The organism is Pseudonocardia asaccharolytica DSM 44247 = NBRC 16224 (assembly GCF_000423625.1).
GTDB lineage: Bacteria > Actinomycetota > Actinomycetes > Mycobacteriales > Pseudonocardiaceae > Pseudonocardia > Pseudonocardia asaccharolytica.
On record NZ_AUII01000033.1, the window covers coordinates 1 to 20,325 of the forward strand.

A 20,325-nucleotide genomic window follows, 5' to 3' on the forward strand; every position below is an offset into this window, starting at 1 on the left:
CGCTTCGACCTGCTCGTCGGTGACCGTGCGCGGAGCACCGGGCCGCGGCTCGTCGGACAGGCCGTCCAGGCGCGCCTCCACGAAGCGGCGCCGCCACTTGCCCACCGTCTGCGGCCACACCCCGAGATCGGCGGCCACGTCCTGATTGGACCCACCGTCCGCGCAGGCCAACACGATGCGCGATCGCAGCGCCAGCGCCTGCGACGACTTCGCCCGCCGCGACCAGCGCACCAGAGTCGCCCGTTCGTCGTCGGTCAAGGTCACCGCGGCCACCGGCCGTCCCGTGCGTGCCACGACGCCCATACTAGACATCATCAACGAATTTCAGGCGCAAGACACTAGAGGGGGGAGGCGGGACGGGGCTCGATCCGGCCCGCGGAGGCGGGCGGCAGTGGATCGTCGACGGGGGCGAGCACCCGGTGGTGCCCGGGGTCGGACACCGGGTTGTCGGCGGCGTCCCGGAAGACGAGCTCGCCGTCCGGGCCGAGGTCGGCGAGGAAACCGGCGGCCGCGAGCTGCTCCTCGTCAAGATCGACCAGCGCCTCCCAGCGGCTGGGCACGACCGCGTACTCCGGCCAGGACAGGTGGGCGTAGGCGTCGTGCAGGTCGGCGAGCAGCCCGGTGAAGACCTGCTGCCAGCGCAGCGGCATCGACTGGGCGAGAGACCGCGGCACCACGAGGTAGTTCTCGGTGGCCCCCCGGGCGGGGCGGTCGAGGTAGTCCCGCAACGGCGTGGTGGACGCCGGAGCGGGAAGTTCATCACGTGCCATGAGACCGATACTCCCGGTCGTGCTGGTGCCCGTTCGCGTCAGGCGGCATTGGGCGTGGTCCCGGGCCGGGTGGCCAGCGGCACGAGCTCGTGGTAGTCCCACGGGACCGGACGCACCCGGACCGACTCGCCGCTGTAGGGCGCCTCCACCATCTGCCCGTTGCCCATGTAGAGCGTGACGTGGTGGATGGTCGCCGGATCGGACGGATCGGTCGCGTAGAACAGCAGGTCACCGGCCTGGGCCTGCTCGACGGGGACGTGCCCGCCCGCGTAGAACTGGTCCCGGGATACCCGCGGCAGCTCGATGCCCGCGGTCTGGAACGCGCGCAGCATCAGCCCGGAGCAGTCGTAGGTGTTCGGCCCGGTCGCCCCCCAGACGTAGGGTTTGCCCAGCTCCCGCAGGGCGAACCCGATCGCCGCCCCGGCGGCGCCGGGCGGCAGCGTGGCGGTCGGTGGCCCGCAGCGGTCCGGGATGGCCGCGACGTCGGCCAGCTGATGCACGAGCTGCGCGGCCAGGCCCTCCCATTTGGCGTAGGCGTCGGGGAAGGCCGAGCGCTGCACGGTCTGCGCGGCGACGGTCACCGACAGGGCCTGCCAGCCGGGCACGTCGAGCAGGCGGTCGAGGAAGATCCGGGTGCTGTAGATCGGGTCGGTGACCTGCGCGGGGGTTCCCCAGCCCTGTGAGGGCCGCTGCTGGAACAGGCCCAGCGAGTCCCGGTCGCCGTAGTGGATATTGCGCAGGGTGGACTCTTGCATGGCCGTGGCCAGTGCGATCAGCCAGGCGCGGGGTGGCGCGCCCATCTCCTGGGCGACGCCGATGATGGTCGCGGCGTTGGCGCGCTGCTCGTCGGAGAGGTCGGCGAGCGTGGTCCCGGCCCGGCCGCCCCGGCCGAGCCCGAATCCGACGTCGGTGTCGCAGATCCCGTAGCCGCTCGGGGAGCCACCGCCGCCGATCTGGAACGCGATGAAGCCGAGCCCGAGAAACAGCCCCAGCGCCGTCACGAGCGCGACGACCGGCAGAAACAACCGAAGCGAGCGCATGACGATCAAGCCCTGTCGTAACCGGCGACCCGCCAGCCGCTCCCGGTGTCGACGACGAGCACGACCAGGGTCAAGGCGTCGGTCGGCACGTTCACCTGAACGGAGCTCGGGGCCACCCGCACCGGCGCCGGCGGCCCGGTGACGCGGGTGGCCGGCACGTTGTCCGGGTCGACCCCGGACAGCACGCCGAGGTACTCGTCGGTGGTGAACGGGCGCAGCCGGGCCAGCCACTGCTGCGAGGTGGTCCCCTCGGGGTGGTCGACCCAGGCCGCGGCCCAGGACGCCGCGGTCTGCAGCGCCGGTGCGGGCGCATGGTCCAGCGGCAGCGCGGTCGGAGTCAGCGGGGCGACCGGGGGCAGTACCTTCGGGGTGGCTGCGGTCCCCGGACCCGGCGAGCGGCTCGCCGTGCCCGGGACGGCCATGCCCGACGAGGTCGGCGTGGAGTCGTCGGCCGGCCGGAGCGCCGCCGCGGCGAGGCTGATCCCGACGGTCAGTACCAGCACCGCGGCGGCGGTGATCGCCAGCCGCAACGGGGAGCGCAGCGGCCACTGCCACAGGGAGCGGTAGGCGGCGGAGCGGCCGCGCGAAGTTCTGATCGGCATGGGTCAACCGTCCACATAGCGGATGGTCGGCCCGCCGTAGGCACGTTGGGCGGTTCTCGGTCGATAGATGCGGTAGACGGGCACGCCGTCGACGAGTTCGGGTTGCACCGGGCGGGCACCGGGGCGCAGCGGCACCGCATCGGACCTGCGATAGATCACCCGCTCGTCGACCTCACCCGGCTCGGTACGGCCGGGAAACGTCGTGCCGCCCCCGCTCCCGGAGGGACCGGACGGGAGCGCCGCGCGGCGGGCGGATCCCATCGCCTGCGGGGCCGGTGCCTCGCTACGCCGCGGCGCGGTGCGCGCACCGGGGCCGCCGACGACCATCGCCGTCGCGAGCACGGACTCCGGCCGGGTGCCGGGCGCATCGTCGGCGGTTCCGTCGGACCTGCGCCGCTCGTCCCACCAGCGGGACTGGCGGTCCGTTTCGGAGCCGCCGCGGACCCGCGACCAGAACCGCGACATCGGGCCGGTGCCCGCGCCGGGGACGATCCCGCCGAACTGGTCGCGGGTCAGCGACACCATCGACACGAGCCGGCGGAACGGGCGCGCCACCGCCCACATCACGACCGTCACCACCCCGGTGACGAGCAGCGCCAGCCACAGGTCGATGCCGGCCTCCGGCCGGAACAGCGACACTACGAGCAGGGCGTGCAGCCCGGCCAGAGCCCCGACCACGAGCGTGTTGACGATTGCGGCGCCGGCCACCCGCAGCAGGGCGGGCAGCACCTCGGGTTTCAGGATGGCGAGCACGGCGAGCGCGGGGGCGGTCATCACCATCAGGCGCAGCAGCAGCATCGCGACGAGCACGAGCACCTTGGACAACAGCTGGAACAGCGCGATGCAGGCCGCCTGCACGACGGCGAGCACCCCGACGCCGACCCGGCTGCCGGCCTTGCCTTGGAAGTAGGTGTACCGGTCGCCGAGCTGGCCCGCGATCGCGGCGAACTCGGCCTTCTTCTGCTCCGCGAGCTCCGCGGTGTCGCGGCCCTCCAGCACCTCGTTGATCGTGAACGTCTGGGCCCGCAGCAGGTCCCGGCCGTGCTCCTCGGCCTGCGGCACGTCCGGCGAGCCGAACTCGCCGCGCTCCCAGTTGCGGTAGATCACCTGGTCGACCAGCACCGTGGGCAGCGTGTCCCGGGTGCCCAGCCCGACCTGGCCGAGGAAGCCCTCCTGCATCTGGGTGACGCCGTCGAGCAGCAGCCCGTCGGCGGCCTTCGCCCAGTCGACCGGGGCGAGATAGGCCGCCGACCCGATCAGCAGCGCGAACGCGGCGAAGCCGGTGCGCTGCGCCTGTTTCGCGAGGTCGCCGCGGACCGCGAGGATGATCAGGAACACCGCGAGGATGAGCAGCGCAAGCCCGATCCAGGTGGTGAACACGGTCTCGTACATGGCCGTGGTGGCGTCGCTGATCAGCCGGTCGAGCGGGGAGAGCAGCTCGCCGCCGTCGGCGATCAGGTAGTGCGCCCAGTTGACCCCGGCGACGATGAACTTCGCGACGTTGAACGTCTGGTTGCCCAGCCAGGTGTCGGTGGTCGTCGCCGGGTCGAGCACGGCCGTGCCGGCGCAGCCGAGGTCGTAGTTGTGCCAGACGAGGCCCGCGTAGCCGACCTCGCGGTAGACGCTGCCGATCTCTCCACCGTCCGGGCGCAGCGAGTCGAGCGAGCCGACGAGTCCCGTTCCGGGGCGGTCGGGTTCCGGAGACTCCTTGCAGTCGAAGGGTTGGGCCAGCGCCGGGGTGCCGAGCAGCATCGAACCGCCGACCAGACCCATGACGACGAGGAGCGCGGCCACCCACCGCGACCGCGGACGCCGCGGGCCGGCCCGGCCGCGGCGGCGCCGACGGGCCGGCAACGCCCCCAGCGCGAGCAGCACCACCCCCAGGCCGGCTCCCAGGAGGAGCCCGACCGGATCGTCCCCGGTCACCGCCCACCCTCGCCGGCCACGCCCACCTCGGAGGCCGGACGGTCGGATTCCGGCTCCGGGCCCTCTTGCCAGGGTTCCTCGAGATCATCGAGCAGGTCGAGCGCCTCGTCGTCGAGCAGCTCGGCGTCCATCGGGATCACCGCGCCCCGGCCGGTGACGAGCTCGTCGGTGCGGAGCGGGTCGACGGCCGGCCGCGGATGGCCGTTGCGCGCGGCGGGGTCGCTGTCCCCGTCCAGCTCGACGTCGCCGGGACCGAGCGCGGCGGCGGGCTCGTCCGGGGCCCGCACCTCGGCGGCGCCCGCGGTGGTGCCGGGCAGGCCGCGCGCGGACACCCGCCGGGCGTCGGGGTTGGTGTCCAGGGCCTCCCGGACGTGTTCGAGGTGCGGCGCCTCGAGGTCGATCCGGATCTTCTCGACGCCGCCGTGGCCGTCGGCGAACACGAACTGGCGCGGGGTGTCGTCGGGCCGGTCATCGTGCCGGGGACGCGGGGAGAGCGTGCCGAGCAGCTGCTCGTAGCCGACCCCGGTGGGCACCTTCAGCAGCCGCAGCGCTTCGGCCTGGGCCTCCTCGTCGTCGGTCCGCCCGACGAACACGGCGTTGACCAGCGACGCGAATCCGGATACCCGCAGCAGGTCGCCGGCCAGCTGGGAGGCGAACAGGGCGCGGACGTTGAACTTGCGGGAGTCGCGGGCGAGCCGGTCGATGAGGACCTTGCCGGTGGGCACCTGCGAGAGGAAATGCGTCTCGTCGAGCGCGACGCCCTTGCGCAGGTTGCGGTCGGCGTCGTAGATCGTGCGCTGGGTCAGCCAGGACGCGAGGTTGAGCAGCTCGACGGCGAGCGACTCGCCGTCGGTCCATTCCTCTCGCGGGCTACCCGGCCGCGGCAGCGTCATGCCCTGCATGGTCAGCACCGTCAGCCGGTAGTCGCGGTCGGCGGCCCAGGGGTCGTCGCGGGAGGTGTCGGGGAACAGCAGCGCGGCCTGCGGCAGCTCGCGGCGTTCGGACAGGAAGTCGGCGACGACGCCGGCGTGCTCCTCCCCTTCCCTCGCGTGCCTGCACAGCGCCTCGATCACCTGCCCGGGATGGCGGTCGGGGGATCCGCCGACCTCGCGGACCGCGCGCAGCAGCACGATCCGGGTGTGCGGCAGCCGGGCGACGTCGTAGGGCAGCAGGCCGGTGAGGACGTCGAGCACGAGCCTGCGCCGGGTGGCGGCGGCCAGCGAGCGCTCGCGGCGCCACGACCGTTCCGGGTCCTCGTCGTCGGCGAAATGCTCCGGGCGCGGCTCGGCGACCACCCGGTACGGGTTGAGGATGCCCGGGTCGGCGCGCAGCAGGTTGATGTGCCGGGCGAACGGGGCCAGCTCCGGGAGCCGGGTCAGCTCGGCCAGCGGACCGGACGGGTCGAGCACGGTCCAGCGCGCGCCGGCCCGCAGCGTCTTGTAGGTGATCAGACCGGTCAGGAACGAGTTGTGCGTCGGGATGCAGGTCTCCCCGGCCAGGTACAGATGCTCGTCGTTGTCGACCTGGACGCATCGCACGGGCACGGGCTCGACGGGCACGACGTCGACGATGTAGCGGTAGCCGTTGGTCGATCGCTGGTTCGTCGTCTGCCGTGCAAGCTTGCGGCCGACCCGGAACACCGGATCGGCGGTCGCGAAGGCGACGGTGTAGGCGACCGACGAGCTCGGCGTGCGGCCCAGGACCGGTCTGGTCCGCAGCCGCGCCTGGTAGCCCAGGCTCTGCACGAGCTCGCGTGCTCCGAGCGCCAACCGCTCGTCGGTCACGCTGAACTCGATCGTGCCGCTCGGGGTGCAGTGGCCGTCGGTGTCCAGCAGGCCGGCCAGCAGCGCCCGCCGCTGTTGTTCGGAGGCGCGTAGGTACTGAGCCGGGATGTGCTTGTCCCCCAATACGCCCAGTGTGCGGAGGCGCTGCTGCAGGGTTCCGATCAGGCCGAACCGGTTCGGCGTGCGGTGGGGACGGCACTCCTGCCCGGCAGCCTCGATCGACTCGACGATCTCGCGGTGGTACACGGTGATCTCGGCCCGGATCGAGGTCCCGTCACCGAGCCAGGCGCCGAGCACGTACGGGTCGACCGGCAGGTCGGCGTCGGGCAACTCGAATGGCTCCGCCACCGGGACGGCGTGGTTGCGCTGCCCGTTCGGGCCCCAGGTCAGCGTCGCGGCGATCTCCGCGGTGGTGTGCACGATCGGCGTCCGGCTCGGCGTGGTCCGGATGTGACCCCGCCGGCTGTGCCCGCGGATGAACCGGAAGTGGTCGCCGGCCTTCAACCCGGCGGCGGCACGGGCGTACTCGGTCCGTCCGGTCGGGCCACCGCAACCGCACGTACAGCGACTCTCCGGTACCGCGCCGGCGAGCTCCCGCACCCGTGCCGCCTGGGCGAGACGCTCGGCGAGGCGATCGGCGGCCTTCCAGTCGTCCCGGGTCCGGGTCAGCCATTCGTGCTGGGCGTCCGCCCGGATCACGCTGCCGTCCGAGAACACGACGTCGTAGCACGGACGGCCGAACATCACCTCGGTCGCGGCGACGACCCGCGTCGGACTGCCGTCGCGCCCGATCAGCTCGTCACCGACCTGAACCTCCCCCATCGTGGTCCAGCCCGTCGGCGTGGGAAGCGGCGTGTCGAGAGCCAGCGCCTTGCCGCTGCCCAAACCGCCCACGATGGCCGTCAGCCCGGATGCTCGCCGCACCTCCTGGGCCAGCCACGGGTCCCAGGCCACCGGGCGCCGGGTCGCGGTGCAGGTCTCGCCGAGCATGATGCCGCGCCGGTCGCCGACGCTGGCGGTTGCCGTGGGCACCGCGGACGCCGCCCAGGTCACCGAGCCGCGGCGGCGGTAGGCGGCAGACGCGAGGGGCTCGCCCGGGATGAACTCGCGCGCGTAGCGGTACTGCGCCTCCGGATGCTCGATCTGCACCTTGGGCCGGTAGACGTCGAGGACCTGCTGGGCGCGGGACACGGCCTCGGCCTCGTCGCGGCCCGACACCGCGATCCGCCACCAGCCGTAGAGCCGGGTGTTGAGCTGGGTGAGCCCGCTGGTGACCTCGTCCTCGATCTCCAGGACCCGGTCGGCCTGGCGGGCCAGCGACATCGGCGGATCGAGGTCGTGGTCGTGGGTGTAGTGCCGGATCTGGCTGCGCACCTTGCCCATCTGGCGTTGGAGTTCCGCGGTCACGTCCTCGGGACGCCGCACGTAGATCCGTGCCGACCACTCCACGGGAAACGGCAGCCGGTCGGAGCGCTGCATCCACGGGTCGTCGACCTCGGGGATCCGCAGCCCCTCCATCAGTCCGACCGACAGCACCGCGACGTCGCGCTGCACGATCTGCGAGCGCAGCCTGCCCACCACCCGGACCGTGGGCGCGTACGGCTCCTGGTACATCTCGACGCCGTCGGTGAACGCGGCCAGGTCCTCGGTCTCCCACCGGCCCGCGCCGCCGGGCACCGCGGCGAGGGTCCGCGGCGCGGGCAGGCCCAGCGCGCAGGAGCGGTGCATCAACCAGGCGATGTCCTCGGCGGTGGCCGGGACGGCGTCGAGCCCGCTGCCGGAGACCAGCACGTCGAGGTGGTTGACCTCGGACTCCAGTGCGGCGAGCTCGGCCCGCACCGCCGCTGGGGCGATCTTGCCGAGTACCGGGGCGGCGATGTCCGCCCAGCGGTCGAGCATGCTGCGCCCGGAGACCTCGACGCCGAGGAACACCTCCTTGTCCGACATCGAAAGCCCCATCAGGTGGCGCTGCTCGCCCTCCAGGAACCCGTCCCAGCCGAGCGCGCCCGCGACGTCGGGCATCCGGTCCAGCGCGTTGTGGTCGAACGACTCGGCCCACATGTGCACCGGATAGGGGCGGGTGGTCACCCGCAGGTGCAGCCAGCGTCCCTGCAGCTCACCGAGCTGGGAGGCGATCTGGCGGATGAGGGTCTCCCGCTGGCCGTCGCTGCGGAAGCTCCAGGCCTGCGCGGCGAGCCGGTACCACGCCATGATCTGGCTGCCGGTGCGGGTGAGGTGCCCGTCGATCGAGCGCAGCGCGATCTCCGGGACGTATCGGGGAAGACCCGACTCGCCCGTCAGGGCGCGCCGCCCCCAGCCGCGGCGCTCCCGCCGCGGCTCGCTGCCCGATCCCTTCGGGCGGCGCTCACGAGCCACGCCGGGACCCCTTCCGTCCGGCGGGCCACAGGGATCGTCCCGAGCCGGTCCGGCCGCGCTCCGCGACGTGCCGGATCTTGACGTGGCCGGAACGGACCGGGCCGCCGCGGCCACCGGTGCGACGGCGCGGCGCGGTGATCTCGTGCCGGAACAGCGCGACGATCTGACCGAGCGGGCGTTCGTAGTCGATGCGCTTGCCGAGGAACCGCGTGATCGCGATTGTCGCGATCAGTGCCCAGGCCACGGAGAAGAAGTCGAGGCCGATCCCGACCCGCCGTTGCACGAACATCACGAACAGCATGACGAACAGGCCGAGGCCGTAGCTCACGTAGCGGGCGCGCCAGGGAAACGTGGCCCGCGGCGGCCCGAGCCAGACGGCGTCGACCCGGTAGACCTCGTCGTCGGTGCGGACGAGCACGCGATCACCCGGTGATGAGACTGGCGAGGAACTGCCCCACCTCCGGCCCGGTTCCGGACACCGCGATGCCCAGGGCGACCAGGCCGACCAGCAGCCCGACGCTGCGCCGCGCGACACCGGCGTTGTCCCCGCGCCCGCCTATCCACAGCAGGATGATCGCGATACCGAGCAGGATCAGCGGGACGATGTTGCTCTGAATCCAGCCCTGGAGGCCGTTGGTCGTCAGGTTCTGCGCGTACCAGAGTGCCATCGACTCCGGTGCGGTCATGACGACTCCTCCTCGCGATGCCCCGACCGTGCCACGAGCCGAACCTACAGGTGGGCGGGGACCCTTCAGCCCCCGAGTAGAGCATGTCGCCCTGGGGATCTCCAGAAGGTCGGCCGGCTTCCGACCCGAGGTCGAACGACGCACCGACAGCCAGCCATCGCTCTCGGCCGATCAGGTGATCACCGCTCGCCCGGTTGCCGGTCGCGGAGGAGCCGGCCTCGACCCTGATGACGCGGAGTGAGCGCCGCGCGGGTCGCGCCCGCGCCCGCGCCGTCACGACTCACCCGGGTAACGGCGCGTCGGGATGGCACGGGCCGGCCGGACGTAGCTTCGCCCACACTGCGCCACCAGAATGCCCTTATCGCCCCGAACACGGGATATCGTCACTCATCAACTGACTGGTTACCCTCCGGTAACTTACTGGATGGTCACCAGTGCGCGTTCCTGGGCAAACAGGGTGGGGGGTCTACCCTGCTGCCCGAGTGCGTTCGCGCCCCACCACGCGCGTACGCCGGTCGTTCAGGGAGGACCTCGTGGTAGTGAGACTGGTCGTCGGACTCGCCATGACGGCCGTCGTGGTCGCGCTCGCGGGACAACGAGTGCTCTGGCTCTACAGGCTGATCGCGGCGGGCCAGCCGGCGCGCGACCGCAGCGACGGACTGGGACGGCGCATCATGACCCAGTTCGTGGAGGTGCTCGGCCAGCGCAAGCTGCTGAAGTGGTCCATTCCGGGCCTCGCCCACCTCTTCACGATGTGGGGCTTCATCATCCTGCTGACGGTCTATATCGAGGCGTACGGAGCGCTGTTCAGCGAGCATTTCGCGATCCCGCTGATCGGCCGATCGCCCGTGCTCGGATTCCTCCAGGACTTCATCGCACTGGCCGTGCTGGTCTCGATCATCGTCTTCACGGTGATCCGGATCCGGCAGGCGCCGGAGCGTCAGCAGCGGGCGTCCCGGTTCTACGGCTCGCACACCGGCGGCGCGTGGCTGATCCTGTTCATGATCTTCCACGTCATCTGGACGCTGTTCTTCTACCGCGGCGTGGCCTGGGCGAGTGGCAGCCTGCCCTACGAGTCGGGGGCGTTCGCCTCGATCGCGATCGGCAAGCTGTTCACGGGACTCAGCCCTGACACGCTGTGGTGGCTGGACACCGTCGGCCTCTGGCTGCACATCGCCGTCATGCTGGCGTTCCTGCTCATCGTGCTGCACTCCAAGCACCTGCACATCTTCGTCGCACCGGCCAACGTCGCCGCGAAGCGCTTCCCCAAGGCGCTCGGTCCGCTGCAGCCGATGGAGTCGAAGGGCAAGCCGATCGACTTCGAGGACCCCGACGAGGACGACATGTTCGGCCGGGGCAAGATCGAGGACTTCACCTGGAAGGGCTTCCTGGACTTCGCGACCTGCACCGAATGCGGTCGCTGCCAGAGCCAGTGCCCGGCGTGGAACACCGGCAAGCCGCTGTCGCCAAAACTCGTGATCATGGACCTGCGCGACCATCTGTTCGCGAAGGCGCCCTACATCATCGACGGCAAGGCCATGCCCGAGGAGGGCGCGGTCGACTTCCCCGTGGCGACCGGTAACGGCAACGGGCACCACGGGGTGCCCGAGTCCGGCTTCGAGCGGGTCCGCGGATCCGGCCCGGAGCAGGCCGCCCGGCCGCTCGTCGGGACCGCCGAGCAGGGCGGGGTCATCGACCCCGACGTGCTGTGGTCCTGCACCACCTGCGGCGCCTGCGTCGAACAGTGCCCGGTGGACATCGAGCACGTTGACCACATCATCGATATGCGGCGCAACCAGGTCATGATCGAATCGGAGTTCCCCTCCGAGCTGGGGGTGCTGTTCCGCAACCTGGAGAACAAGGGCAACCCCTGGGGCCAGAACGCCAAGGACCGGCTGGAGTGGACCAAGGGGCTGGACTTCGAAGTCCCGGTCTTCGACGGCGAGCTCTCGGCCGACACCGAGTACCTGTTCTGGGTCGGCTGTGCCGGCGCGTTCGACGACAACCAGAAGAAGACCATCCGGGCGACCGCGGAACTGCTGCACCGGGCCGGGGTCGGCTACGTCGTGCTCGGCCCCGAGGAGACCTGCACAGGCGACCCGGCGCGCCGCTCCGGCAACGAGTTCCTGTTCCAGATGCTGGCCCAGCAGAACGTCGAGGTCCTCAACGCGGTGTTCGAGGGTCGTGAGCCCGGCACCCGCAAGATCGTGACCACCTGCCCGCACTGTCTCAACACCCTGGGCCGGGAGTACCCGCAGCTCGACGGGCACTACGAGGTCGTGCACCACACCCAGCTGCTCAACAAGCTGGTGCGGGAGGGCAAGCTCGTCCCGGTCGCCGAGCCGGCCGCTGACAAGGGCGCCCCGGTCACCTACCACGACCCGTGCTACCTGGGCCGGCACAACGACGTCTACGCCGAGCCGCGCGAGCTCGTCTCCGCCGCGGGCGCCAAGCTCACCGAGATGCCTCGGCACGCCGATCGCTCGATGTGCTGCGGCGCCGGTGGTGCGCGGATGTGGATGGAGGAGCGGATCGGGCAGCGGGTCAACGTCACCCGCACCACCGAGGCCGTCGACACGCTGGCCGGTACCGGCGGATCCGGCGGCACCATCGCGGTGGGCTGCCCGTTCTGCAAGACGATGATCTCCGACGGCCTCACCGAGAAGCAGGCGGGTGGCGTCGGCGAGAACGTCGAGGTCCAGGACGTCGCACAGCTGCTGCTCACCGCCGTCAAGCGGGGCAGCAACGGCTCGCCGAACGGCCACAAGCCGGCGGAGGAGAAGTCCGTCGAGCAGGAGACCCGCAGCTGACCGGCACCCGCCCCGGTGGGCCGCCCTGTGCGCGTCATGGCTCCATAACGTGCTGGGGCCGGGGCTGGGCGGTCTCAGCAGGGCTGGAAGCCGGTGATCTGGTAGCGGCGCGCCGTCGGGCTGGTCCAGGCGATCTCCACCCGGCCCAGCTGCGGCCCCGCGGTGCTGCCCCAGGACGTCGCGCAGCCGTCGAGCAGGTATGAGGGCTGGTCCGGCGGGAGCGTCGGCGCCGTCCCGGTCCCGGCGCGCGGGGCCGCGGTCGTCGGGGCCACGCCCTCGGCCGTGACCCAACGGGCGTGCATCGCGATGACCGCGGCGGCACAGTCCACGGCTCCCATCGCGCTCGCCACCTGCTGTTCCGCCGATGGCGAAAGGGTCCGGCAGACGGCCTCGGTGTCGGCCACCGGGCCCGTGATCGCGCGATCGAGCAGCGGCAGCACCTGCTGCGGCTTCTCCACCCCACCAAGGACCGCCCGCGCCTGGTTCCCCGCCTGAGCCGCGATCTGCTTCTGGTGCTCCGCCACCTCGACCGCGCGGAACGCGTAACCCACCATCGACACCGCGCACAGCGCCACCCCGACCACCACCAGCCGCCATCGCGGCAGCCGGAGCAGACCGGCGAGCAGCACCCCCACGCTCACCGCGAAGGCCCACACCCAGGGGTTCTGCCGGGTGCCCTCGACCAGCGCGGCCACCAGCACCAACCCGGCGACATGCCAGCTCCAGCGGCCCAGCAGCCGGTCGAGGCGGAGCAGCGTGAGCAGCGCCAGTGTGCCGACGCCCAACCCGACGGGGACCCACCAGCGTCCCGGCTCGTCCAGGAAGGGAAACAGCAGCAGGGCCGCGCCGGCGATGCCCGCGCCGGCGGCCCCGCGCAGGCTGCGCAGCCGCAGCCGGGCCCACGGGTTCGCCGGCCGGTCCGCGGGTGGTGGCGCGGAGGGTGGCGGCTGGAACGGCGGCGGCTCGTGGCAGGACGGGAGCCGCTCGGCGGGCAGGTACGGGTTGGGCGCGGCCGGACCGTTCGGCGGTCCCGGCGTCCGGGGAGGCTCCATCGCAGAGCACAGTACTGGTCAGATCGCGGATCGCGGGCGCGCCGCTACAGCCAGCCACGGTCCTGGGCCCACCGGACGGCCTCCGATCGGTTGCCGGCCCCGAGCTTCTGAATGGCCGAGGACAGGTAGTTGCGCACCGTGCCCGGCGACAGGTGTATCCGGCGGGCGATGTCGGACGCGGTCGCGGCGTCGTCGACGTTGCGCAGAACCTCCAGCTCGCGGTCGGTGAGCGGACAGTCCTCGGTGGTCAGCGCGGCCAGGGCGAGGTCGGGGTCGACGTAGCGTCCGCCGCCGTGTACCCGGCGGACCACGTCGGCCAGCACCGCGGCCGGGGCGCTCTTCGTGACGAACCCGGCGGCGCCGGCGGCGAGGGCCCGGCGCAGCACCCCCGGTCGGGCGTGCCGGGTGAGGATGATGCAGCGGGTGTCCGGCTGGTGCTCGGCCACCCAGTGCGTGACCTCGGCCCCGTCGCAACCGGGCATCTCGACGTCCAGGACGGCGATATCGGGCCGGTGCTCGCGGATCGCGTCGACCGCATCGTGGCCGGTCGCGACCTCCGCGACGACCCGCAGGTCGGGTTCGAGGCCGAGCAGCGCGCCGACCGCGCCCCGGGTCAGAGACTCGTCGTCGGCGAGGACGAGCCGGATCGGCGGGGTCATCGAGCGGTCCCGGGCAGCACGGCGTCGACGTGGAACGTCCCGTCCGGGCCGGGCCCGGCATCCAGCCGTCCGGAGTGATCGTCGAGATAGCGCCCGAGAGCCTTGAGGCCGGTGCCGCCGATCCCGGCCGACCCCGGCCCCACTCCGTCGTTGACGACCCGCAGCCGCGCCGCGCCGTCGGCGACCTCGATCTCGATCGTGCAGCGCCGCGGGTCGGCGTGCCGCAGCACGTTGGTCATGGCTTCGCGCAACACCCGGCCGAGCACGCTGCGGGCCGGTCCGGTGACCGTCGCCGGGTCCCCGCGGACGACGAGTTCGATACCGGCCGAGTCGAGCACGGTACGCGCCCCAGCGAGCTCGGCGGCCAGGTCGGTGGCCCGGGCGTCGCGGACCAGGGCGCGCACCTCCGTCAGCGACGACCGCGCGACCCGCTGCACCTCCTCCATCTCCGCCTTGGCCCGCTCGCCGTCGACGTCGAGCAGCCGGCTGGCCAGCTCGCTCTTGAACGCGACGACCTCGAGGGCGTGCCCGAGGATGTCGTGCAGGTCGTCGGCGAGCCGCAGCCGCTCCCGCGCGGTGGCGAGCTCGGCCGCGACGCGGCGGGAGTAGTCGAGATCGGTGACGGCCTTGAGCCACCACACCCGTTCGACGTCGACCAGCCACATCGAGCACACGTAGAACGCCGCGAGCGCGGGCCCGAGCCAGGGCGGCAGCGGAATCCCGTAGTCGCGCTGGTGGGTGATGAGCAGCCCGAGGCCGAGCACGGTCCCGGTCGCGACGACTACCCACAGCGCGATCCGGCGGGCCCGCATCCCGGACACGATGTCGCCCAGCAGCACGCCGCTGACCAGTCCCCAGAACCACCCCGACCACGCCGAGGCGAGCCCGACCAGCGCGAGCGCCAGCGCCACCGCGGAGGTCGCCACCACGAACGGCACCGAGGCGGGCCGGCCCAGCGAAGTGACGTGCTCGCGGATCCGCCACAGGTGCAGCGCCAGCGCCGCGACGTAGAGGGCGGCGAGTGACCAGGCGAAGCCGGGCGCGGGCAGACCGGTCCACACCACGAAGGCGGGCACCGCCAGCAGCCAGGCGACGGTGAGGACCAGGCCGATACGACCGAACCGGCGCGCGGCGCGCACCTTGCGTTCCTCCGCTCCGAACGGCACCACCGCGTCCACCCGTCGACCGTATCGCTCGGGTCCGACAGCGGGCCCATGCCGATGACAGGTGTCATGCCGGGTGGTGGCGGTTGTCAGCGGTAGGAGATGACCGTCGCGACTACCGCTGTGCCCGCCGCTGCGGCGAAGGTGGAGCCATGACTCAGACGACCGACCAGCCGGTGGAACCAGTCACCGGCCGGGGACCGGCCATCGAGGTGCGCGGCCTGCACGTTCATTACGGGGACTTCGAGGCCGTCCGCGGCATCGACCTCGACGTGCGGCGCGGCCAGATCTTCGCCCTGCTCGGGACGAACGGGGCGGGCAAGACCACCACGCTCGAGGTGCTCGAGGGCTTCGGCAGTCGCAGCGGCGGGACCGTCCGCGTGCTCGGCCTCGATCCGGCGACCGAACGCGGCGCGCTGCGGGAGCGGATGGGCGTGCAGTTGCAGGCCGCGGGGTTCATCGACGAGCTGACCGTCGCGGAGACCCTCGCGCTCTGGCAGCGCATGGTCGACCGCGACGACCGGCCCCAGCGGCTGCTGGACCGCTTCGAGCTCGCCGACCGGCGCGACGTCGCCGTCGGCAAGCTGTCGGGCGGCGAGAAACGCCGGCTCGACCTCGCGCTGGCGGTGTGGGGGTCGCCCGAGCTCGTGATCCTCGACGAGCCGACGACCGGGCTCGATCCCGAGTCGCGCCGCCGCGTCTGGGACGCGATCCACGAGCTGCAGGAGGCCGGCCGGACCGTCGTGCTGACCACGCACTACCTGGAGGAGGCCGAGGCGCTCGCCGACCGGGTGGCGATCATGCACGAGGGCCGGGTGGTGGTGCAGGGCACGCTGTCGGAGATCCTCGCCAGCCGCCCGGCCGGCTTCTCGGCAACGCTGCCCGGCCGGGCGGCGACGCTGCCGCCGATGAGCGGGACGGCCACCTGCACCGAGACCGACGACGGGCTCCGGGTGCGGGTCCGCACGGTCGAGCTGCAGCGCGACCTGACCGAGTTCCTCGGCTGGGCCGCCGAGCACGGGCTGCGGTTGTCGGATCTGCGTGCCGCGCCCGCCTCGCTGGCGGAGATCTACCACGCGGTGCGGACCGGTGAGGGGGAGGAAGACTGATGGCGAGCACGATGACCGACAAGATCCTGGCACTGGCCGGTACCGAGCTGAAGCTGGTGTTCCGCAACCGGACGGTCGCGGTGTCGTCGGTGCTGGTGCCGATCGCGCTCGGGTTGTTCTGGGCGTTCTCCTTGGGCGGCAGCGACCCGCGGGGATGGACCCTGGTGATCGCGCTGCAGCTCGCCGTCACCCTCGGCATGGGCATCTACGTGACGGCGACGCAGACCGTCGTCGCCCGCCGGCACAACCTGGTGCTCAAGCGGATGCGCACGAGCGGGATCTCCGACACCGGGCTGCTGGGCGCGACGGTCGCGCCGAGCGTCGTTCTCGGGATCGGTCAGCTGGTGATCTTCGCCGTGATCAACGCGGTGTTCGGGGCGCCGCTGCCGAGCTCGCCCGTCCCGCTCGTCCTGGCCCTGCTGGCGGGTCTGGCCCTGATGGTCGCCGCCGCGCTGGCGACGACCGTGGTCACCCCGTCGCCGGAACGCGCCCAGGTCACCACGCTGCCGCTGGTCTTCGTGGTGCTCGGCGCGGCCGTCGCGCTGCTGATGCTGCCGCTCGAGGGCTGGTGGCAGGCGCTGGTCGCGCTGCCCGGCGCCGGGATCGGGCAGCTCGTGCGGCTCGCCTTCGCCCCCGGCGGCGAGGCGGGCGGGTTGCTGCCGACGCTCCTGGCGGCGTTCACCGTGCTGGCCTGGGCGGTGCTGTTCGGGTGGTTCGCTCGCCGCCGGTTCCGCTGGGACCCGCGGAGCTGAACGTCAGCGCCGGGTGTCGGCCCGGTGGAAGTTGAGGTGCGCCCGCGACGGCGTCGGCCCCCGCTGCCCCTGGTAGCGGGAGCCGACGCCGGTGCTGCCGTAGGGGCGCTCGGCAGGGCTCGACAGCCGGAACAGGCACAGCTGGCCGATCTTCATGCCTGGCCAGAGCGTGATCGGCAGGTTGGCCACGTTCGACAGTTCGAGGGTGATGTGGCCGGTGAAACCCGGGTCGATGAACCCCGCGGTGGAGTGGGTGAGCAGACCCAGGCGGCCCAGGCTCGAGTTGTGCGTCGGGATGTAGGTCCGTCCTGCGAGGAAGATCCCGTCCGGCGCGCTCACCTGGATGCAGCGGACAGGGCGCGACGAGACCTGTTGTGCGTCGAGTATGCCGCGGTGGCGGTGGTTCCGTCCGGTCTTGAGGCGAGCGCTCTTCCGCGCGAGCCGGAAGACCGGCAGCCAAGGCGTGAACTTCACCTGGTATGCGACGCCCTGCTCGATCCCTCGGAACAGCACCCGCTTCTTCCGCTTGACCGGACGCAGTCCCAGTCCCGCGGCGAGATCGAGAACTGCGTCCGCCAGGCACTCCCTGGTGTTGGCGAACTCGCAGCGCCCCGCGACGTCGACATGGCCGTCGCTGTCCATCAGGCCCTGCAACAGCGCAAGTCGCTGGCCGACGCTCGCGCGGAGGTACGGCTCCGGAACATGCTTGTTGCCCAGCAGCCCCATCGCCCGGAGAACGCTGGACAGCGAACCGTCAGCGGCGAAGCGACCCGATGCGTCCCGCGAGCGTTTCACCCAACCGTGTGAGAGGCCACCGATGCGGAAGGCGCGCTCACCGCCCGACCCCCAGACCGCGTACCCGGCGGCCCTGATCTCGTCGAGAACCTGCTCGTCGCCGCGTCCGCAGGTGATCTCGGCCGCCTTGCTCGTCCCGTCCCCGAGCCATACCCCCAGCACGTACGGATCGATGGGGAGGTCCTGCTCGGGGTACTGCACGGGCTGGGCCAGCGCCACATGGTGGTTGACCTCGTCGCGGGCACGGAGCGTCGCAGCGATCTTCTCGGTGGTGACGAGTGTGGGGCCCTTGCCGTGCTTGCGGGCGTTCTTAGTGATCGTCACCCAGCGGTGCGCAGCGTCGGCGGTGATCGTCTGGCCGTCGGAGAAGAGCAACTCGTAGCAGGGACGACCGAACATGACCTCGGTCGCGGCGACGACGACGCACGGGGCTCCGTCGATCCCGAACACCTCGTCGCCGAGCTGCAGGTCGCCCATTGTCCGCCAACCGCGCGGGGTGGGGATCGGCGTGTCCACCGCGAGCGCCTTTCCCTCCAGCCGCCCGGCCAGGTCGTCGGGGAGGGTGACGCATTCGAACGTCGAGCCGAGCACGAACTCGCCGGGGTGCAGCACGAACGGCTCGTCACCCTCGGGTTCGACCGGCGTCGTCAGCTCGTCCTGCTGCTCTCTCGGGTCGATGTGGGTGTAGCGGGAGTTCTGGAAGACGCGAAAGTACCGGTCCAGCCGGACGTCGACGCTGGACGGCTGAAGCATCGCAGGGTCCCACGGGTCGAGAACGAGACGTCCGGCGTCGAGCTCCTTGCGCAGGTCACCGTCGGAGAGCAGCACCGGCGACGCACTCCTTCCCGCCGAGACGGTATCGGCCGAGCGCCACCCTAATCGGGGGCCGCGTTCACCCGTCGCTCGCCTTGGATGACGGCAGCTGCGGAGCGGGGCTCATCCCGAACATCCACGCGACGGCGGACTCGACGCGGGCGGCCTCGCAGCCGTCGGCGGTGACGAGCTCGGCGGCCTCGGCATGGAGATCTCCGAAGACCACGACCTCGATTCCGGGGTCACGCTCCAGCAGACCCTGCAGGTCCTGGGCGACCTCGGCGGAGGCCGGGCGGTCGAGCCCGGCGAGGACCAGCCGCGACTCGCCGGCGATGGCGCGGCGGACCAGTCGGGCGAAGCGCAGGTCCGCGGGCGGCGGGTTGGACGCGATCGTGTCTCCGACGGCGATGACGTTGGCGCCGGAGGGACCGCCCGGCCCGGGCTCCCGGTGGTGAGGAACAGGGAGGCGAGCTGGCCGATGACCCGGCGGTTGGCCTCCTCTGGGAAGGGGCTGGCCAGATCGTCGGTGGGGGCGCCGGCCTGCAGGTGCACCACCGGGATCTGCCGCCAGAACGCGACCTGCGCGGCGACGACGGCGGTCATCCCCCGCCGTAGACCATGATCGCGGGCGGGTCGAGTTCGGCCATGAGATCGTCGAGCCAGGGCATGAGCGTGGCGGCGACCGCGGCCGGGGCGTTCCCCGGAGGCTCGCAGAGCAGGAGCGTGATGTCGGCCGGCGCCCCGAGCGCCTCGAAGGCGCCGTGGACACCCATCGGGTCGGGACCGGTCGCGACGGTGAGCCCACGGATGCGGTTGGCGTCGGCAATGACGGTGGCCACGGGCGCGAGCCGGGCCACCGCCGGACGGCTGCCCGCGATGATCAGGATGTCGTGGTCACTGCCCAGCGCCGGGAGCTCGCCCGGGATCGGGTCGAACGCCGTCATCGTGGATCCTTCGGGATCTGGAGCGTGTTGGTGACGGAAGTCTGTCGTACGCAATAGTGCGGCGTCGAGCAAACTATCCGAACTGCGCTCGAACCAGGGACAACCACCCTGATGGCCGCGGCCGACCGGCCCGGTCGGCTCCCCCGCGCGGAATGCTAGAGTGCGTCTCGTACCAGGCGGATGTAGTTCAATGGTAGAACATCAGCTTCCCAAGCTGAGAACGCGGGTTCGATTCCCGTCATCCGCTCCAACCACGAAGGCCCAAGTCACCGGACGTCCACTCCGGAGCCGGTCTTCGTCGTTCCGGAGATCAACAGGGTTCGCAGCAACAGCCCAGCAACGACGCGACGGAAACGAGGGCGCCGACCGGCCGCCGTCGGGATTGTTCGGGTCCGTCCGGCGCCATCACCGCAGCGCTTCACCAGAACGCCGGCGTGTCGATCGCCGATGCAGTCGCTACGGCCCTCGAGGCGGCGGTCGAGCAGTTCCGCAGCCGCCCCCTCGACGCCGGCCCGCACACCTTCGTGGCGGCGGACGCGCTGGTGCTGGAAGGTCCGCGAGGGCGGCCGGGTGGTCAACGTGCACGCCCTCGCCGCGACCGGGGTCAACGGCGCGGGCACCGGGAGATCCTCGGCCTCCGGGCGTCACCGACGAGGATGTCTGACGTTGTGCGATACTGTCTGGCGTGGTGGATGATCTGTGGTGGCGGGAGGAGGACGCCGAGGAGGAGGCCGAGGCCGCCGAGCTCGAGGCCGCGCAGGCCGCGGCCGCGCTGGAGGTGCCGCTGTCGTTGCGGATCACCCGCGAGCTCGACACCGCGCTCAAGCAGCGGGCGGCCGCCGAGCAGGTCTCGCCCTCGGCGCTGGTGCGCCGCCTGCTGCGCCAGGCCCTGCACGCCGAGCCGGCGCCGGTGCTGACCGTGGAGCAGGTCGAGCAGATCGCCCGCCGGGTGATGCGCGAGTCGGCGTGACCGTGCCCTGACCACAACCCCGGCGGGAACCGGCCGGAGCCGATCGATCCCGCCGCGGGTCGCGAGGGATGGGC

Annotated in this window: 17 protein-coding genes, 1 tRNA gene and 5 pseudogenes; 6 read left to right on the forward strand and 17 right to left on the reverse strand. The window is 72.1% G+C overall.

Annotation, left to right across the window (positions count from 1 at the left end):
* The 8 genes from G567_RS30480 to G567_RS0121755 form a co-directional block, all read right to left on the reverse strand.
* The coding region (locus G567_RS30480; RefSeq protein ID WP_154667172.1) for a helix-turn-helix domain-containing protein at nucleotides 1–294 on the reverse strand (294 nt) is incomplete at its 3' end.
* Between the two features lie 44 nt (nucleotides 295–338).
* Nucleotides 339–770 carry a hypothetical protein gene (locus G567_RS0121725; RefSeq protein WP_028931631.1) on the reverse strand — a complete coding sequence of 144 codons (432 nt, stop codon included), beginning with the start codon at nucleotides 768–770 and terminating at the stop codon, nucleotides 339–341.
* Between the two features lie 38 nt (nucleotides 771–808).
* Nucleotides 809–1,810: a C40 family peptidase gene (locus tag G567_RS0121730; protein ID WP_028931632.1), complete on the reverse strand. Its 1,002-nt coding sequence runs from the start codon at nucleotides 1,808–1,810 to the stop codon at nucleotides 809–811.
* Between the two features lie 5 nt (nucleotides 1,811–1,815).
* Nucleotides 1,816–2,412 carry a hypothetical protein gene (locus tag G567_RS0121735; RefSeq protein ID WP_028931633.1) on the reverse strand — a complete coding sequence of 199 codons (597 nt, stop codon included), beginning with the start codon at nucleotides 2,410–2,412 and terminating at the stop codon, nucleotides 1,816–1,818.
* A 3-nt stretch (nucleotides 2,413–2,415) separates the two neighbouring features.
* Nucleotides 2,416–4,338 carry a hypothetical protein gene (locus G567_RS0121740; RefSeq protein ID WP_037057852.1) on the reverse strand — a complete coding sequence of 641 codons (1,923 nt, stop codon included), beginning with the start codon at nucleotides 4,336–4,338 and terminating at the stop codon, nucleotides 2,416–2,418.
* The gene (locus G567_RS36380) at nucleotides 4,335–8,498 is read right to left on the reverse strand and encodes an ATP-binding protein (protein ID WP_245585748.1); all 4,164 of its coding nucleotides are present in this window, start codon (nucleotides 8,496–8,498) and stop codon (nucleotides 4,335–4,337) included. The genes G567_RS0121740 and G567_RS36380 overlap by 4 nt, the downstream gene beginning before the upstream one ends.
* Nucleotides 8,488–8,916 (reverse strand): hypothetical protein, encoded by a 429-nt coding sequence (locus G567_RS30495; RefSeq protein WP_037057855.1) that lies wholly within the window; start codon nucleotides 8,914–8,916, stop codon nucleotides 8,488–8,490. Before G567_RS30495 ends, G567_RS36380 begins: the two co-directional genes overlap by 11 nt.
* A 4-nt stretch (nucleotides 8,917–8,920) precedes the next feature.
* Nucleotides 8,921–9,184, reverse strand: coding sequence for a hypothetical protein (locus G567_RS0121755; protein WP_028931635.1), 264 nt, complete (start codon nucleotides 9,182–9,184; stop codon nucleotides 8,921–8,923).
* Nucleotides 9,185–9,717: 533 nt separating this feature from the next.
* On the opposite strand from G567_RS0121755, the gene G567_RS30500 reads away from it, so the two are divergent.
* Nucleotides 9,718–11,994, forward strand: coding sequence for a (Fe-S)-binding protein (locus G567_RS30500; RefSeq protein ID WP_037057856.1), 2,277 nt, complete (start codon nucleotides 9,718–9,720; stop codon nucleotides 11,992–11,994).
* Nucleotides 11,995–12,068: 74 nt separating this feature from the next.
* Here the strand turns inward: G567_RS30500 and G567_RS0121765 are convergent, their stop codons facing one another.
* Genes G567_RS0121765 through G567_RS30505 form a run of 3 tightly spaced genes read right to left on the reverse strand, consistent with a single transcriptional unit; the run spans nucleotide 12,069 to nucleotide 14,883 of the window.
* A complete protein-coding gene (locus G567_RS0121765; RefSeq protein ID WP_028931636.1) occupies nucleotides 12,069–13,046 on the reverse strand; it encodes a hypothetical protein in 978 nt (325 codons plus the stop codon).
* A gap of 44 nt (nucleotides 13,047–13,090) precedes the next feature.
* Nucleotides 13,091–13,705, reverse strand: coding sequence for a response regulator transcription factor (locus tag G567_RS0121770; protein ID WP_028931637.1), 615 nt, complete (start codon nucleotides 13,703–13,705; stop codon nucleotides 13,091–13,093).
* The gene (locus tag G567_RS30505) at nucleotides 13,702–14,883 is read right to left on the reverse strand and encodes a sensor histidine kinase (RefSeq protein WP_051233394.1); all 1,182 of its coding nucleotides are present in this window, start codon (nucleotides 14,881–14,883) and stop codon (nucleotides 13,702–13,704) included. Before G567_RS30505 ends, G567_RS0121770 begins: the two co-directional genes overlap by 4 nt.
* 137 nt (nucleotides 14,884–15,020) lie before the next feature.
* Between G567_RS30505 and G567_RS0121780 the strand changes: the two genes are divergently transcribed.
* Entirely contained in the window at nucleotides 15,021–15,977 is a 957-nt protein-coding gene (locus G567_RS0121780; protein WP_028931638.1) for an ABC transporter ATP-binding protein, read from the forward strand.
* Entirely contained in the window at nucleotides 15,977–16,729 is a 753-nt protein-coding gene (locus G567_RS0121785; protein ID WP_028931639.1) for an ABC transporter permease, read from the forward strand. Before G567_RS0121780 ends, G567_RS0121785 begins: the two co-directional genes overlap by 1 nt.
* Nucleotides 16,730–16,732: 3 nt before the next feature.
* Here the strand turns inward: G567_RS0121785 and dcd are convergent.
* The 6 genes and pseudogenes from dcd to G567_RS0121815 form a co-directional block, all read right to left on the reverse strand.
* Nucleotides 16,733–17,068, reverse strand: a pseudogene (gene dcd, locus G567_RS30510) (dCTP deaminase); the annotation flags it as partial.
* Nucleotides 17,069–17,257: 189 nt separating this feature from the next.
* A pseudogene (locus G567_RS36935) lies at nucleotides 17,258–18,001 on the reverse strand (LAGLIDADG family homing endonuclease); the annotation flags it as partial.
* A 45-nt stretch (nucleotides 18,002–18,046) separates the two neighbouring features.
* Nucleotides 18,047–18,352: pseudogene (locus tag G567_RS32395) on the reverse strand (dCTP deaminase); the annotation flags it as partial.
* A gap of 64 nt (nucleotides 18,353–18,416) precedes the next feature.
* Nucleotides 18,417–18,563 (reverse strand): hypothetical protein, encoded by a 147-nt coding sequence (locus tag G567_RS36385; RefSeq protein WP_245585749.1) that lies wholly within the window; start codon nucleotides 18,561–18,563, stop codon nucleotides 18,417–18,419.
* Nucleotides 18,564–18,847: 284 nt separating this feature from the next.
* Nucleotides 18,848–18,940, reverse strand: a pseudogene (locus G567_RS37280) (hypothetical protein); the annotation flags it as partial.
* Nucleotides 18,937–19,281 (reverse strand): glycosyltransferase family protein, encoded by a 345-nt coding sequence (locus tag G567_RS0121815; protein WP_028931641.1) that lies wholly within the window; start codon nucleotides 19,279–19,281, stop codon nucleotides 18,937–18,939. The pseudogene G567_RS37280 and the gene G567_RS0121815, both read right to left, overlap by 4 nt.
* Before the next feature lie 176 nt (nucleotides 19,282–19,457).
* On the opposite strand from G567_RS0121815, the gene G567_RS0121820 reads away from it, so the two are divergent.
* The 3 genes and pseudogenes from G567_RS0121820 to G567_RS0121825 all read left to right on the forward strand — a co-directional run bounded on the left by G567_RS0121820 (nucleotide 19,458) and on the right by G567_RS0121825 (nucleotide 20,251).
* A tRNA-Gly gene (locus G567_RS0121820) sits at nucleotides 19,458–19,531 on the forward strand.
* A gap of 202 nt (nucleotides 19,532–19,733) precedes the next feature.
* Nucleotides 19,734–19,928: pseudogene (locus tag G567_RS34495) on the forward strand (transposase); the annotation flags it as partial.
* 38 nt (nucleotides 19,929–19,966) lie between these two features.
* Nucleotides 19,967–20,251: a ribbon-helix-helix protein, CopG family gene (locus G567_RS0121825; RefSeq protein ID WP_211224014.1), complete on the forward strand. Its 285-nt coding sequence runs from the start codon at nucleotides 19,967–19,969 to the stop codon at nucleotides 20,249–20,251.
* Nucleotides 20,252–20,325 lie beyond the last annotated feature (74 nt).